Consider the following 14,202-nt stretch of genomic DNA (forward strand, 5'->3'; position numbering starts at 1 on the left):
CAGGGCCGGGAGTCCCCGGCCCCGCTTCAATCAGAGCAGCACAAGGCTGAGCAGCCATACCGCGAGCATACCGGCGAGACCCTGGACCAGGGTCGCCAGGGTCTGGGCGCGATAGGCAGTGGATACGGTCATGCGGCTGAACTGGGTGACCACCCAGAAGAAGCTGTCATTGGCGTGGGACACCGTCATCGCCCCGGCACCGATCGCCATGACCGTCAGCACCCGGCCCATCTCGCTGTCCAGGCCGAGCTGCGGCAGCAGCGGAGCGACCAGCGCCGAGGTGGTGACCAGCGCCACGGTGGTCGAGCCCTGCGCGGTCTTCAGCGCGGCCGCCACCACGAACGGCATGAACAGGCCGATGCCCAACGCGGACAGGGTGCTGCCCAGGTAGTCGCCGAGCGGAGTGATCTTCAGCATCGCACCGAAGGCGCCGCCGGCGCCGGTGATCAGCAGGATCGGCGCGGCCGACTGGATGCCTTCCACCACGCGCTCATGGAATTCCTCGCGCTTGCTCTGGCCCTTGAGCAGGGTGCAGGCCAGGGCCAGGCCGACCAGCAGGGCGATCACCGGTTGACCGAGGAAGTTCAGGCAGGCGAACAGTACGCCCTCGCCCAGCGGCTTGCTCGGGAATACCGCGACCGAGCCAAGGCAGATCAACAGGATCGGTACGAAGATCGGCGCGAACGCCTGGGTCGCGCTGGGCAGCTTGCCGTAGCGGGCACGCAGCTCGCTGAAATCCTCTTCGGTCTGGACGACCTGGCCGTCGTCGACCAGGGGAATGTCCTTGCCGACGAAGCGATTGGCCCACCACATGCCGGCCATCGCAGTGACGAAGGCGACCACCAGGCCGACCGCGATCACCAGGCCAAGGCTGGCGTCCAGGCCGAGGTTGCCGGCCGCGGCGATCGGTCCCGGGGTCGGCGGCACGAAGGTGTGGGTGGCGTAGAGACCGGTGGCCAGGGCCACGCTCATGGCGATGGTGGATATCTTCATCCGCGCCGCCAGGGCGTTCTTCAGCGAGTTGAGGATGACGAAGCCGGAATCGCAGAACACCGGGATCGACACCAGGTAGCCGATGATCGACATGGTCAGGGTCGGGAAGCGTTCGCCGAGCAGGCGGATCACGCTTTCCGCCATGGTGATCGCCGCACCGCTGCGCTCGAGGATCACCCCGATGATGGTGCCGAGCACGATGACGATGCCGATGTAGCCGAGGATGCTGCCGAAGCCGCCGGTAACGGTCTTGACGATTTCCGCCGTGGGTACCTGGTAGGCGAAGCCGGCGATCAGCGCGGCCGCCAGCAGGGCGAGGAACGGGTGCAGCTTGAGTCGCGTGGTGGACAGGACGATAAAGGCGATCAACGCCAGCAGGATCAGGACCAGGGTCATGAGCCGCCTCCTTGTTGTTATGGGTGTGGGATGGGCGCCCAGGGGCGGGTCATTTTCGCTCCGTCGGGACCGGCCACGCCTTGTGCAACGGCCAGAGGAAGACGGCGCTGGAAGGGGAACATTTTGTGCGACTGCACAGTGAATCGATTGATCCGCCCGTTACCCGCGGCGCGGAACGAGCAATTGCAGCCCCAGCAACAATTGCTGGCGGTGCTCCAGGCGAGCGAGATCGAGCCCGCTGATCGAAGCGATGCGCTCCAGTCGGTAGCGCAGGCTGTTGCGATGGATTCCCAGCGCCTGGGCACAGGCCTGGGCATGTCCGTCATGGGCGCACCAGGACTCCAGGGTAGCGGCCAGCGAACCTTGCGGATCGTGGTCGAGCAACCGCTGCAAGGGCGCCAGCAGCTGCCGCACCTGCCAACTGTCGCGCTGGCTGAACAGCAGGCTGGCGAGGCGGTGTCCGTCCAGGGTCACGACCCGCCGACCGGGCAACCGGCTGCGCGCATAGTCCAGCAGGTCGCGTGCGGCGCAGGCCGAGGCGCGCAGCTCGGCCAGGTCGTGCGCCGGGTCGCCGGCACACAGGCGCGCCACGCCCCAGCCGCGCGCGTCGGCGCGCTCCAGCCAGTGCTCGAGCGCATCTGCATGGGCTACCGGCCGGCACCAGAACACCAGGCGCTCGCCCAGCGCCGCGCTCCAGTGCTCCGCCCGGCCGCCGAGTGCCGCCAGCAGGCGAGCCTGGCAAGGCAGCGGATCGGCATGCTCGGGCAGCTCCAGGAAGACCGCCTGGCGCGGCCAGTGCATGGCCAGCCCCAGGTGTTCCGCATCGGCCGCCAGCGCCCCGAGGCCGTGGCCGGAATCGAGCAACTGGCGCAGCCAGGCTTCGTGACGCTGGCGTTGCCAGTGTCGCTCGTCCTGCATCTGGCGCTGTTCCATGAGCATTTCCGCTGCCATCCGCACCAGCTCGGCATAGGGCCGGACCACCTCCGGCGCGCCGGTGATGCCGAGCACGCCGACCAGCCGCTCGGCGTGCAGCAACGGCAGGTTCACCCCTGGCCGCACCCCGCGCAGGCAGGCGGCGGCCTGCTCGTCGATTTCCACCACCCGCCGGTTGGCCAGCACCAGTTGCGCCCCTTCGTGGCGGGTATGCAGGCGCGATGGATCGCCGCTGCCGATGATCATGCCCTGGGCATCCATCACATTGATGTTGTGCGGCAGGATCGCCATCGCCCGATCGACGATGTGCTGCGCCAGCGTCGAATCCAGTTCGAACATGGAGGACTCAGGGCGCCAGGCGTTCGCGCGACCAGCCGCCGTCCTGGCGTCGATAGTCGAGACGGTCGTGCAGGCGGCTCGGCCGCCCCTGCCAGAACTCGATGCGCTGCGGCAGGAGACGGTAGCCGCCCCAGTGCTCGGGACAGCTCGGCGGCTGGTCGGCGAAACGCCGCTCGGTGTCCGCGAGCAGCCGTTCCAGCTCGGCGCGATCGGCGATGACCCGGCTCTGCGGCGAGGCCCAGGCGCCCAGGCGACTGCCCAGCGGACGCACCTGGTAGTAGGCGTCGGATTCCTCGGGAGTGACCTTCTCGACGTTGCCTTCGATGCGCACCTGGCGCTCCAGCGCCGGCCAGAAGAAGGTCATGGCCGCCCGCGGATTGGCCGCCAGTTGCTGGCCCTTGGCGCTTTCGTAGTTGGTGAAGAAGGTGAAGCCGCGCTCGTCGAGGCCCTTGAGCAGGAGGATACGGCAATGCGGATAGCCGTCGGCGTCGACGGTGGCCAGGGTCATGGCGTTGGGTTCGACCGGCAGGCGCTCGGTCTTCACCGCGTCGTCGAACCACTGGCGGAACAGGCTGAAGGGATCGCTAGGGGCGTTGGCCTCGCTGAGGCCATCGCGGGTGTACTCGCGGCGCATATCGGCCAGGGACTGGGTCATGGCGCATCTCCAGGGGGAAATGCGCCATAGCTTAACCGCAGACTCCGCCTCGCGCTTGATCCGGGACAATGGCGCCAAGCGCCCTGCCCCGGTTCGGCTCAGTTGCCCTGGGCCAGGGACAGCAGGCTGGCGCGCTGGGTATAGAGCACTTCGACGCGACGGTTCTGGGCACGGCCGGCGGCGCTGGCGTTGTCCGCGCGCGGCATGTCGGAACCGACCCCCTTCAGGCGCAATTGGTCGCCTTTCAGGCCGCTGAGGCGGAAGATCGCCGCCACCGACTGGGCACGCTCGAAGCTCAGCTTGTCGTTGACCGCCTTGCTGCCGGTGCTGTCGGTATGGCCGAGTACCAGGATACCGCTCTGCGGATCGGCCTGGGCCATCTTGGCGACCTTGCCCAGCGGGTTGAGGGTGATCGGCATCAGCATGGTGTGGCGCTTGGGATTGAACGAGTAGTCGGCGGGGGCGATGACGATCAATGCGTTGTCGCGGCGTTCGAGGGTGAACTCGCTACCGGCGATCGCTTCGCGCAGGGCTTTCTCATGAGTATCCAGCCACTCCTTGGTGACCTTCTGCTGGACCAGTGCCGGCTTGCCCGACGCCTTGCTCGCCGAGCTGGCGCCGAACGGCCACCACCAGGGGTTGGCGGCCTTCGGCTCGGCTGCGGCGGCGACTTCTTTCTTCGCCGCGGCGATCTCGGCCTTCTGCTCCGCAGCCTTGGCGGCTACGTCCCGACCGCCTTCGTCCTTGCCGAACGGCCACCACCAGTGGCTGGAGCCGACATGCTCGGCTTCGGCCTTCTGTTCCGTGGCCTGCTTGGCGACGGTCTGTCCGTCGTCCTTGCCGAACGGCCACCATGAATGGCTGGAAGCCTGCTCGGCCGGAGCCTTGGCTGGCTGCGAGGAAGCATCCTGGGTCTGGAAATAGCTGCAGCCGGAGGCGGTCATGCAGAGAAGAAGCGTCGAGGTCTTAAGCAGTTTCATACGTCGGGGTCCGTTGGAAGTGAAAGAAGGCGAGCCCGATGGAACATTCGGCTCAACCGCCGGTCACATCGCAGCGATGCCGGAGTCGATCCACTGCCCCGGCAACGCCCTATCTCATACGACGCTTTAGATTGTGTCGCTAAGCCATTATTTGGCAATGAAATTTAGCGTCGAGCCGACAAGCGGTTAAAAGTTAACCAACGGATTACAGACACTCCCCCGCGACACGCGCCAGCTGTTGCGCCCGCGGATCCATCAGCACGTACGGCCCCAAGGCGTTGCTGACAAAGGAAAAAGCCAGGTCGCGCTCGGGATCGGCGAAGCCGATCGAGCCACCCGCCCCAGGGTGGCCGAAGGCCTTGGGGCCGAGTCCGTAGGTCGCATTGGCCACGCCCGGTTGGTCGAGCATGGTGCCGAGGCCGAAGCGGGTCCGGGTCAGCAAGGTCCGATCCTCGCCTACCGCGTGTTCGTGGGCCAACTGGCCCAGCAGTTCATCCTCCAGCAAACGTCCCTGCAACAGGCCGCTATAGAAGCCGGCGAGCGCGCGCGCGTTGCCATGGCCATTGGCGGCCGGCTGCTGCATGCGTCGCCATTCCGGCTTGTTGGTGCTGGTGAGGATCGACGGCGGATTGGTGAAGGCGCGGGTGGTCAGCGCCAATGGCTCGCTCATCATGGTCTTCAGCATGCGCTGGGCGGCAGCGTCGCCGAGGCTGCCCTTGCTCCGCGCCATGTGGGCGACGCGGCCGAACTGGCTGTCGTCCAGGCCGATATGGAAATCCAGGCCCAGCGGTGTCGCGGTACGCGCCACGATGGCCTCGCCCGGCTCGCGGCCGTCGACCCGGCGGATCACCTCGCCGAGCAGCCAGCCGTAGGTAATCGGTGCATAGCCGTGCGCTTCGCCGGGCGTCCACCAGGGCTCCTCGACGGCCAGTGCCGCGGTCATCGCCTGCCAGTCGTAGAGTGCCTCGGGCGGCATCTGCTTGCGCAGCGCCGGCAGGCCGGCGCGATGGCAGAGCAACTGGCGCACGCTGATCGCTGCCTTGCCGGCCGCGGCGAACTCGGGCCAGTAGCGTGCCACCGGCGCGTCCAGTTCGAGCTTGCCCTCGGCCACCAGTTGCAGCACGGCAACGGCGGTGAAGGTCTTGGTGCAGGAGAACAGATTGAGGATGGTGTCGCGCTGCCAGGGCTGCTCGCCGTCCTTGTCCTCGACGCCGCCCCAGAGGTCGACCACCGTCTCGCCACCGACCTCCAGGCACAACGCCGCGCCACGCTCCTGCGGATTGTCGAAAAGCCGGGCGAAGGCCTCGGCAAGCGGGGCGAAACGGCTGTCACAGTGGCCTTGGGGCGTCATGGGCAAGTTCCGGTGGGAAAGTGGTCGGAGCATTCTTCCAGCCCTCGGCGGCCTTGTGAACCCTGACATAAGAGGGGTTCGCCGCAAGCGGGCGGCGGTGAATGCGCGCTCATGAACCGGCTGAATCCTCGCGCGGCGGCGGAGGCTCGACGGCAGGCATGGAGCTGGCCATCGCCGACAGTCGCGACAAGGCGGCAAGGTTGCTTCGGCGCACCGTGTCGACGAAACCGGCGAACGGCAAGCCCGTGATCCCGACCAGGCCAATATGACCGTTCTCGCCGTCCAGCAGGCGCCCGCTGGCCGGTTGGTCGAGGTACTGGAACCAGTGGGCGCCGACGATATACGGACTCTTCAGCGCCGCCTCCAGGAACGTTCGGTAGGAGTCGCCGCGCGCCCGCTCATTGGCCGCCTCGCTGACGCCACCCCAGAACGGACCGCGATCCCGCGAGCCGAAGTGGAACTCGCTGATCAGCACCGGCTTGTCCAGCCGCGCCAGCAGGGAGTCGTCCAGGCCCTGCCCGGGCAACGGCGTATAGAGGTTGAAACTGAGCAGGTCGCAATACCGGGCGCAGGAGGTGATCGCCTCGGGATTGCTGACGGCGAAGCGGCCGCCGAGCAGGAGGTGGTTCGGTGCGTGCCATTGCAGGGCGTCGCGCAGGGTCTTGAAGTAAGCGTCGGCATACAGCCGGAGGAAGGCGCTGTAGTCCTCGGCGATGGCCGGATGCCCCTCGCCCGGCAGCGGAGCCGCGTAGCCCGGCGCCTCCAGGGCCTCCCAGGCGGCCAGCTCGATGCCCCAGGCCTGTGCCAATGCCTCATGGCGCAGGTACTTGGCTTTCAATTGCTTGACGAAGGCGCGCTTCGCCGGACTGTCCATGGACAGCCTCAAGGCTCCGAAAGCGAGGCCGTAGCGCGCCTGGGCCGAGCCGTCGCGCCCGGCCCAGGCCAGTTCGTTGTCGGCGTAGTAGCCGAGCAGCCAGGGATCGTCGCGGTGGTCGCGAGCAGCGATGGCGATGACGCGCTCGGCGGCCATGGCGAAGCGCGGGTCGAAGGGATCGGGCATGGCTCCCCACCAGTCGAAACCGCTGCTGACCGTGGCGTAGTCGCCGGCGATCGACAGCGGCAGGCTGTAGGGCATCCGCGCCTGTGCGGCGAGCGCCGGATCGCTCCAGTTGCCGAGGCTGTTGAAACCCCATGCCGAGAGGCGCTCCAGGGTGCGCTGGCGCCATTCGCCGGCGAGCTGGTCGGCGCTCGCCTGGGGAGCGATGCGCTGGCGATTGGCACCGAGGAAATCGAACCAGCGGCCATGCCCGAAGCGCCGCCCGGCCTGCGCGGCGACGCCGCGGCGGTCGTCGCCCTCACCGAAGAATGCGGCCAGCGGCTCACCCTCCGCCGGCAGTTCGGCGAACATCGGCTCGCGTCCTTCGACGTAGGTCCGGCTGCCGTCGGCGGTCACCGCATTAACGCCCAGCGACCAGAACGGATGTCCTTCCGGAGTAACCAGCCACCAGCGCCCGCCACGTTTTTCCGTGCGGAAGAAGCCGCTGGCTTCGAACACCGGCCCACCCAGCAGGCCGCCGAAACGGTCGCGCGCCGGTGTCTCCCGTTCCCAGTCGCGGAGCTGTGCGGCCTCGGCCGCATAGGCGCTGCGCAACTGTTCGTCGGAACGAATCTTTTCCGGCCAGTCGGCGCGGCTGTACTGGCCATAGCGATCGATCAGGCCGGTCAGGATGCTCCGCTCCACCGCCCTCCCTGCGCGTATGCCGAAACGTCCGAGCAGGATGCTCTGGGGAGCTTGCGGCGAGCGCAGGGACAGGCTCAGCGCCCCGACCCTGGCGCGGTCCAGCGAGCCCTCCACGCGTGGCGCCAGCAGCATCCGCTGGCCTTCGACCATCTGCGGCATCGGCGGCCCCGCACGCATGCCCAGAGCCTCTGGCGAAACCGCCCGCAACGGCACCAGCAGGGTCTGCGGCGGGCCTGCCGGAAGCTCTATGGATGCCTGCAACCCCGGCGCGCCCTGCTCGCCCTCGATCGCGACCTCCAGGGTCATGTCCCAGCTCATGGCGTTCTGGATGCGCAGGCTCACGTAGTCCGCTGCGGACCAGTCCCAACGGCCCTGCGCCGGACTCATGCGCAAGGTGGGCCGTTGCGCCGGGCTGAAGGTGACGCGACGGAGAATGTCGCCCTCCGGGGTGGCCTCCGCCGTCACGCTGGGCAGGTCGGCATCCTCCAGGGTGATGCCGACCACGGCCATCGGCTTGACGAAGTTGAACAGCACCTGCTGGGTGTCGTTCGCCGCCAGCGGCGCGGCCACCGCGAGCAGGCCGAGAAGCAGGGGAAGATGCCAACGCGAACGGATCATGAAGCCTGTTTTCCTTAACTCCATCCCGGCATGGACAAATGCCGGGAATTTCCCGATGCGGCTCGGACGTGAAGGCTGGAGCCCTCCGCGCAGATCAGCGCGTCAGGCGATTTCCCGCCGGAACGGCGGCAATGCATTGAGGATAGCCTTGCCGTAGCGCTGGGTGACCACTCGGCGATCCAGCAGGGTGATGGTGCCGCGGTCCTGCTCGGTGCGCAGCAGCCGCCCGCAGGCCTGGACCAACCGCAGCGAGGCGTCTGGCACGGCGATCTCCATGAACGGATTGCCGCCGCGCGCCTCGATCCACTCGGCCAGCGCCGCCTCCACCGGGTCGTCGGGTACCGCGAAGGGAATCTTGGCGATCACCACGTGTTCGCAATAGGCCCCCGGCAGGTCCACGCCTTCGGCGAAGCTAGCGAGGCCGAAGAGCACGCTGTCCTCACCGTCGTCGACTCGCGACTTGTGCTTGTTCAGGGTTTCCTGCTTGGACAGGTTGCCCTGGATGAACACCCGCTTGCGCCAGTCGCGGTCGAGACCATCGAAGACCTCCTGCATCTGCTTGCGCGAGGAGAACAGCACCAGGCTGCCGCGCGCGCCCTTCACCAGTTCCGGCAGCTCGCGAATGATCGCCGCGGTGTGCTCGGCGGCGTTGCGCGGATCCGCCTTGAGGTCGGGAACCCGCAATACCCCGGCCTCGGCATGGTGGAATGGGCTCGGCACCACCGCGGTGACCGCGTTGCGCGGCAGGCCGGCGCGCATGCGATAGCGGTCGAAGGTGCCCAACGCGGTCAGGGTCGCCGAGGTCACCAGCACGCCATAGGCGACGTTCCACAGGTTGCGGCGCAGGGTCTCGGCGGCGAGGATCGGGCTGGCGTTGGCTTCGATGTCGTAGAAGCTGCCGCTCTCGGCGAGGGTCAGCCAGCGCGCCATCGGCGGGCTGTCCTGCGGGTCCTCGCAGGTGAAGGCGGTCCACAGTTCCCAGTTGCCCTGGGCGCGCGCCAAAAGACTACCGAACAGCGGGTACCACTCCTCCGCCTGGTGGCTGGCGATGCCGCCGGCGCCTTCGCCGTCCATCGCCTCCTTGAGGATATCGGTGAGGCGGGTGAACAGGTCGGTCAGCTTGGAGAAGCCTTTCTTCAGCTCGACGCCCATCTCGCGGATATGCTCGGGGACCACCCCGCCGACGAAACGGTGACGCGGCCGCTCGCGACCTTCCATATCCTCGCCGGCGCGGAAATCGCCGATCTCTTCGCAGGCGGTGAACATGAACTGCTGCTGGGTCTTGATCTCCCGGGCCAGCTCCGGCACCTGTTCGATCAGGCGGCCGAGGTCACCCGGCAGCGGGTGCTGGGCGAGCAGCTTGGTGAGGTTCTTGGCGATCTGCTCCAGCCAGTCGGCGGTAGCGCGCAGGCGGGTGAAATGGGCGAAATGGCCAATCGCCTTGTCCGGCAGGTGATGGCCCTCGTCGAACACGTAGAGAGTCTCGCGCGGATCGGGCAGGATGGCGCCGCCGCCCAGGGCCAGGTCAGCCAGGACCAGGTCATGGTTGGTGACGATCACATCGACCTTGGTCATCCCTTCGCGCGCCTTGTAGAAGGCGCACTGCTGGAAGTTCGGGCAATGTCGGTTGGTGCACTGGCTGTGATCGGTGGTGAGCTGCGCCCAATGCGCGTCGTCGATCGCCTCCGGCCAGCTGTCGCGGTCGCCGTCCCAGCGGTTGCCGGCCAGGCGTTCGATCATCTGGTTGAACAGCTTGCTGCTGGTCTCGTCGACGTCGATGTTGAAACCGTCGTCGGCGAACAGTTGCGCCGTCGCGCTTTGCGCCTGGCCTTCCTGCAGCAGCACGTCGAGCTTGGACAGGCACAGGTAGCGCCCGCGGCCCTTGGCCAGGGCGAAGCTGAAGGCCAGCCCGCTGTTGCGCAGCAGGTCGGGAAGATCCTTGTGGACGATCTGCTCCTGCAGGGCGACGGTCGCGGTGGCTATCACCAGGCGCTTGCCACTGGCCTTGGCGCAGGCGATCGCCGCCAGGCTGTAGGCCACGGTCTTGCCGGTACCGGTTCCGGCCTCCACCGCGACCACCGCCGGCTCGCCCTCGCGGTGCCCCTCCTCGTCCTCCTTGATCGCGCCGAGGGCCTTGGCCACTTCGGCGATCATCAGGCGCTGGCCATAGCGAGGCTTCAGCTCCTTGGCTTCGAGAAAGCGGGTGTAGGCACCCTGGATCTGGGACTTGAGTTCGGCGCTGAGCATGGAGTTCCTGGGCCCGGCGCGCAGCGGAAGGCGAATCCGCCGGCGCGCCATAGCTGGATAAATTTTCAGTGGTTCGACAGGGCGGCTATGATAACGCGCTTCGTCACAACCGCCAGCGGAGATCGCCGAATGACCCCCTACGCCCTCGTCTACGCCCTGCATGTTCTGGCCGCCCTGGTCTGGGTCGGAGGCATGTTCTTCGCCTGGACGATTCTTCGTCCGGCGGCCGTCGCCGCGCTGGAGGCCCCAGCCCGCCTGGGCCTGTGGCTGGAGGTGTTCCGCCGTTTCTTCCATTGGGTCTGGGCGGCGGTGATCCTGCTGCCGATCAGCGGCGTCGGCATGCTGCACCTGAGCTTCAACGGTTTCGCCGGCGCGCCGCGCTACGTACAGGTAATGATGGGACTCTACGTCGCCATGCTGGCACTGTTCCTGCGGGTGCAGGCGCTGCAAGTGCCGGAACTGCGCCGCGCGGTGCAGGCCCAGGACTGGCCGGCGGGCGGGCAGGCGCTGGGGAAGATCCGCCGCACCGTCGGCTTCAACCTGTTCCTCGGCCTGTTGCTGATAGCCCTGGTAGCGGCACGCCCGAGCCTCTGAACCGGCGATGCGCCGGCAGCTGTGCTGCCGGCCTCTCCTCAGAAGCGCACGACGTCCAGGCTGCCATCACTGCCGTTGGTGCCGTTCGCGCCGTCCTCTCCGCTGCGCCCCGCACGACCGGCATCCACCGAGTAGATCCAGCAACCGGTGGCGTTATCCGCCGCACCCGGTTTGCCGGCCTTGCCTCCGGCGCCGCCGACGCCGCCTTGCAGACGGGTTTGCAAGCGCTCCAGAGGAAAATCGCCCGGCACTTCCAGACGAATCCGACCACCCGCCCCGCCCGGACCGCCGTCGCTTCCGGATTGGCCGTCGCCACCTTTCAGCGCGCTGCCCCAGAGGCAGCCGGAGGCCTTGCCGGAAGCCCCGTCCAGGCCATCGTAACCCGGCGCGCCGACGCCGCCGCGGGCATCCAGCAGCAGGCTTTCCACCTCCACCGCCTGCAGGCGCAAGGTCAGGTCGCGGCCGTTACCGGCGCTTTGCCGGAAGGTGCCGGTCGCGCCGGGCGCGGAAATGATGCTGCCATCGGCCAGGCGGCCGCTGACGACTTCGATGCTGATTCGCTCCTCGCCCGGCGCCACGCCGATCCGGGCGTTCTTCGCCATGTGCAGTTCCTCGATGCGCAGGACGCTGACCTCCAGCGGAATCAGCAGGGCGGCATCCTCGCCGATCTCCACTCTGCGCAGGCGCAGCTCCTGAGCCCGCTTGGGCAGGCGCATCACCGAGTTCGCCTGAACCTTCACGGTTCCGCCGATACCCTGCTGGCGTGCCGACGGCGCCTCGGCCGAAAACGCGGCGCCAGCCCAGGCCAGGGGAACGACCAGGAACAATCCGAGCATGGCCTTACGCATGATCGTCCTCCTTGTCCTGCGGCAACTCGCTGGCCGGGCTCAGCGCCGGCAACGCAAGCATGTGGAAGACCCCGAACAGCAGGACCTGGAGACGATCCAGCCAGGGATGCGCGCGCGCTTTCAGGCGTCGTCCGAGGACGAGAATCTCGATCAGGTGGATCAACAGGATCAGGCCGCCGGCTATCGACAACAGCCAGTTCAGCGGATAGGCGAACGGATGCAGCAGATTGACCAGCACCGCGCCCCAGAACACCAGGGTCACGAGCTTGCCCAGCCCGAGAAACGCTTTCATGGAACTCCCCCCAAGACATCGTGTGCGGGGGAACATACTCGCCAGCCCGCCGCGGCGCCAGCCATGAACGAAAACGGGGGCTTCGACGCCCCCGTTCTGCTCCGCGCCGCCAGCGTCATTCGCGCTTGATGAGGATTTCCACCCGGCGATTCTCGGCCCGCCCTTCGCGAGTCTTGTTGTCGGCGACCGGCTGGCTTTCGCCCAATCCCTGCACGCCGACGATGATGCTCGAAGGCACCCCGGCATCGATCAGATAGTTCGCCACGGCATTCGCGCGCCGTTCCGACAGCTTCTGGTTGTAGGCATCGGAACCGACGCTGTCGGTATGCCCGGTGATACTCAGGCGCGTACTGGCCGCCTCGCCTTTCAGGCGTTCGGCGATGCCGTTGAGCTTCTCGCTGTCGGCGGCGTCCACCTTCGACGAATCGAAGGCGAAGTGCAGGTCGCGCACGACAATGGTTTCTTCCTTGACGACAGGAGGCGGCGGCGCGACTTCCTCGACCGGCTGCGGAGGCGGCGGTGCGACCTGTTCGCCGGCACCGTGCACCCAGCAATAGGCAGCACCGACGCCACCACCGATCAAGGCGCCCCAGCCGGCCCAGCTGCTGCTTTCGATCGCGCCCAGGCCGGCGCCGGTAACACCACCGACCGCCGCACAGGTCGGCCAGTCGCTTTTCTGCAACCCTGCGCAACCGGTCAGCAAGCCGCTGACCAGAATCAGGGGTAAAGCGGTCCTCGTGATGCTCATTGGAACTCTCCTCGTGGATCGGTTGTAACCGACAAATAGGGAGTAAAGACCCCAGCCGAAAAAAGCGCCAGCACTAGGCCATGCAGGCGCTTCAGGCTAGTCTTGGCGAATCCCAGGAGAGTGTTTTCCCATGAGCGAACCGATTTCTCCCCGCACCCCGCAGCAGGCCCTGGCCGCGTTGCTCGCCCGCTACGCGCCGAAGCGCTTGCTGCTGGTCGGCGCCAGCCGGCTGCCGGCGGTGGAGGCCTTCATCCACAACCATCCGCAGTGCCAACTGGCGCACAGCCCGGCGGCGGCATTGCCCGCCGAACTGGCCGGCCAGCGCTTCGACCTGGCGCTGTTCGTCGATTGCCTGGAACACCTGCCGCAGCGCACCGGTCTGCAGTTGCTCGCGGGCGTGCGCAACCTGAACGCCAGCCGGGTCGCCGTACTGGTCGACCTCGAGGCCAGCGACTGGCAGGAAACCGACTTCTTCGCCCTCGCCATGCAGAACAGCGAACGCTTCCAGCGCGAAGGCCAGACGCTGACCCTGTACACCTACGACCTGTACGAATACAAGCAGGTCCCCGATTGGCTGAACGCCAAGTTCTGGGCCAACCCGGAAAACTTCGGCAAGTACTGGTGGTAACCATGACCCAACCCTCCTGTCCCTGCGGCAGCGGCGACCCGCTCGACGATTGCTGCGGCCGCTATCACCAGGGACATCCCGCGCCCACCGCGGAAGCCCTGATGCGCTCGCGCTACAGCGCCTATGCCCTCGGACTGGTGGACTACCTGCGCGACACCACGCTGCCGGCGCAACAGGCCGGCCTCGATCTCGACGGCATCCGCGCCTGGAGCCACGGCAGCACCTGGCTCGGCCTGGAGGTGGAAAACCACGAGGTGCTCGGCGGTCAGCCGGAGCATGCGCGAGTCACCTTCGTCGCGCGCTGGCACGACGCCGACGGGGAACATGCCCATCGCGAATGTTCCGGCTTCGTCCAGCGCAACGGTCGCTGGTACTTCCTCGATCCGACCGTGGCCCTGAAACTCGGCCGCAACGATCCCTGCCCCTGCGGCGCCGGCGGCAAGCTGAAGAAATGCTGCGGTCCATGGATCACCTGATGCATTCGCTCGCCAGCTATATCCGCGCCATCCATGCCCTGCCCTCGCCAGTCTCGATAAGCGATGCGCAGGTCGAAGAGCAACAGCGCTGCGAGGACGGCGTCGAGATCCACAGCTGCGAAGCGCTCTACCGTTTCGACAACGGCGTGCGCCTGCGCCAGCACTGCGAGCGCGACCTCCTGCCGAGCAGCGGGGCCTGCGAGGAATGCTGGATCGGCTACGAAGTGCTGGATTCCGCCGGGCGGGAAATCAGCCCACGCTACAAGCACTTCGTCAACGCCTGCCAGGAACGCTTCTGGTTGCGCATGCACGCCTGAGATGCTGCGCCAGGCGGCGCGGTTTGGGCGTTGACGAGCGCTCGGG

14 protein-coding genes are annotated in these 14,202 nt (G+C 67.4%); 4 read left to right on the forward strand and 10 right to left on the reverse strand.

Annotated features, from left to right (window positions below; genetic code table 11):
* Nucleotides 1-30: 30 nt before the first annotated feature.
* From VQ067_RS20795 to dinG, 7 genes are all read right to left on the reverse strand, one after another.
* On the reverse strand, nucleotides 31-1,389 hold the full coding sequence (locus VQ067_RS20795; RefSeq protein WP_003116305.1) for a GntP family permease: 1,359 nt from the start codon (nucleotides 1,387-1,389) through the stop codon (nucleotides 31-33).
* Between the two features lie 159 nt (nucleotides 1,390-1,548).
* A complete protein-coding gene (locus tag VQ067_RS20800; protein ID WP_003108676.1) occupies nucleotides 1,549-2,661 on the reverse strand; it encodes a CdaR family transcriptional regulator in 1,113 nt (370 codons plus the stop codon).
* A 7-nt stretch (nucleotides 2,662-2,668) separates the two neighbouring features.
* On the reverse strand, nucleotides 2,669-3,316 hold the full coding sequence (gene pdxH, locus VQ067_RS20805; RefSeq protein WP_003108674.1) for a pyridoxamine 5'-phosphate oxidase: 648 nt from the start codon (nucleotides 3,314-3,316) through the stop codon (nucleotides 2,669-2,671).
* Nucleotides 3,317-3,414: 98 nt separating this feature from the next.
* On the reverse strand, nucleotides 3,415-4,296 hold the full coding sequence (locus VQ067_RS20810; protein WP_003108672.1) for an OmpA family protein: 882 nt from the start codon (nucleotides 4,294-4,296) through the stop codon (nucleotides 3,415-3,417).
* A gap of 205 nt (nucleotides 4,297-4,501) precedes the next feature.
* A complete protein-coding gene (locus tag VQ067_RS20815) occupies nucleotides 4,502-5,647 on the reverse strand; it encodes an EstA family serine hydrolase (RefSeq protein ID WP_033990289.1) in 1,146 nt (381 codons plus the stop codon).
* Nucleotides 5,648-5,756: 109 nt separating this feature from the next.
* On the reverse strand, nucleotides 5,757-8,030 hold the full coding sequence (locus VQ067_RS20820) for a beta-agarase (RefSeq protein WP_074241291.1): 2,274 nt from the start codon (nucleotides 8,028-8,030) through the stop codon (nucleotides 5,757-5,759).
* A 78-nt stretch (nucleotides 8,031-8,108) separates the two neighbouring features.
* The gene (dinG, locus tag VQ067_RS20825; RefSeq protein ID WP_033990293.1) at nucleotides 8,109-10,253 is read right to left on the reverse strand and encodes an ATP-dependent DNA helicase DinG; all 2,145 of its coding nucleotides are present in this window, start codon (nucleotides 10,251-10,253) and stop codon (nucleotides 8,109-8,111) included.
* 129 nt (nucleotides 10,254-10,382) lie between these two features.
* Between dinG and VQ067_RS20830 the strand changes: the two genes are divergently transcribed.
* Nucleotides 10,383-10,847 carry a CopD family protein gene (locus tag VQ067_RS20830; RefSeq protein WP_003086349.1) on the forward strand — a complete coding sequence of 155 codons (465 nt, stop codon included), beginning with the start codon at nucleotides 10,383-10,385 and terminating at the stop codon, nucleotides 10,845-10,847.
* A gap of 38 nt (nucleotides 10,848-10,885) precedes the next feature.
* Here the strand turns inward: VQ067_RS20830 and VQ067_RS20835 are convergent, their stop codons facing one another.
* The 3 genes from VQ067_RS20835 to VQ067_RS20845 all read right to left on the reverse strand — a co-directional run bounded on the left by VQ067_RS20835 (nucleotide 10,886) and on the right by VQ067_RS20845 (nucleotide 12,735).
* Nucleotides 10,886-11,695 carry a hypothetical protein gene (locus tag VQ067_RS20835; RefSeq protein WP_003086347.1) on the reverse strand — a complete coding sequence of 270 codons (810 nt, stop codon included), beginning with the start codon at nucleotides 11,693-11,695 and terminating at the stop codon, nucleotides 10,886-10,888.
* The gene (locus tag VQ067_RS20840; protein ID WP_003086345.1) at nucleotides 11,688-11,987 is read right to left on the reverse strand and encodes a DUF1145 domain-containing protein; all 300 of its coding nucleotides are present in this window, start codon (nucleotides 11,985-11,987) and stop codon (nucleotides 11,688-11,690) included. Before VQ067_RS20840 ends, VQ067_RS20835 begins: the two co-directional genes overlap by 8 nt.
* Nucleotides 11,988-12,102: 115 nt before the next feature.
* On the reverse strand, nucleotides 12,103-12,735 hold the full coding sequence (locus VQ067_RS20845; protein ID WP_003082015.1) for an OmpA family protein: 633 nt from the start codon (nucleotides 12,733-12,735) through the stop codon (nucleotides 12,103-12,105).
* A gap of 130 nt (nucleotides 12,736-12,865) precedes the next feature.
* Between VQ067_RS20845 and VQ067_RS20850 the strand changes: the two genes are divergently transcribed.
* Genes VQ067_RS20850 through VQ067_RS20860 form a run of 3 tightly spaced genes read left to right on the forward strand, consistent with a single transcriptional unit; the run spans nucleotide 12,866 to nucleotide 14,156 of the window.
* Entirely contained in the window at nucleotides 12,866-13,363 is a 498-nt protein-coding gene (locus tag VQ067_RS20850; protein WP_003086343.1) for a DUF6231 family protein, read from the forward strand.
* A 2-nt stretch (nucleotides 13,364-13,365) separates the two neighbouring features.
* Complete coding sequence (locus tag VQ067_RS20855; protein WP_003082003.1) at nucleotides 13,366-13,839, forward strand: YchJ family protein; 474 nt, start codon at nucleotides 13,366-13,368, stop codon at nucleotides 13,837-13,839.
* Entirely contained in the window at nucleotides 13,839-14,156 is a 318-nt protein-coding gene (locus VQ067_RS20860) for a hypothetical protein (protein WP_003086341.1), read from the forward strand. Before VQ067_RS20855 ends, VQ067_RS20860 begins: the two co-directional genes overlap by 1 nt.
* Nucleotides 14,157-14,202: the final 46 nt, after the last annotated feature.

The sequence above is a fragment of the Pseudomonas sp. KBN12P06040 genome (assembly GCF_037574965.1).
In the GTDB taxonomy this organism is placed as follows: Bacteria; Pseudomonadota; Gammaproteobacteria; order Pseudomonadales; family Pseudomonadaceae; genus Pseudomonas; species Pseudomonas aeruginosa.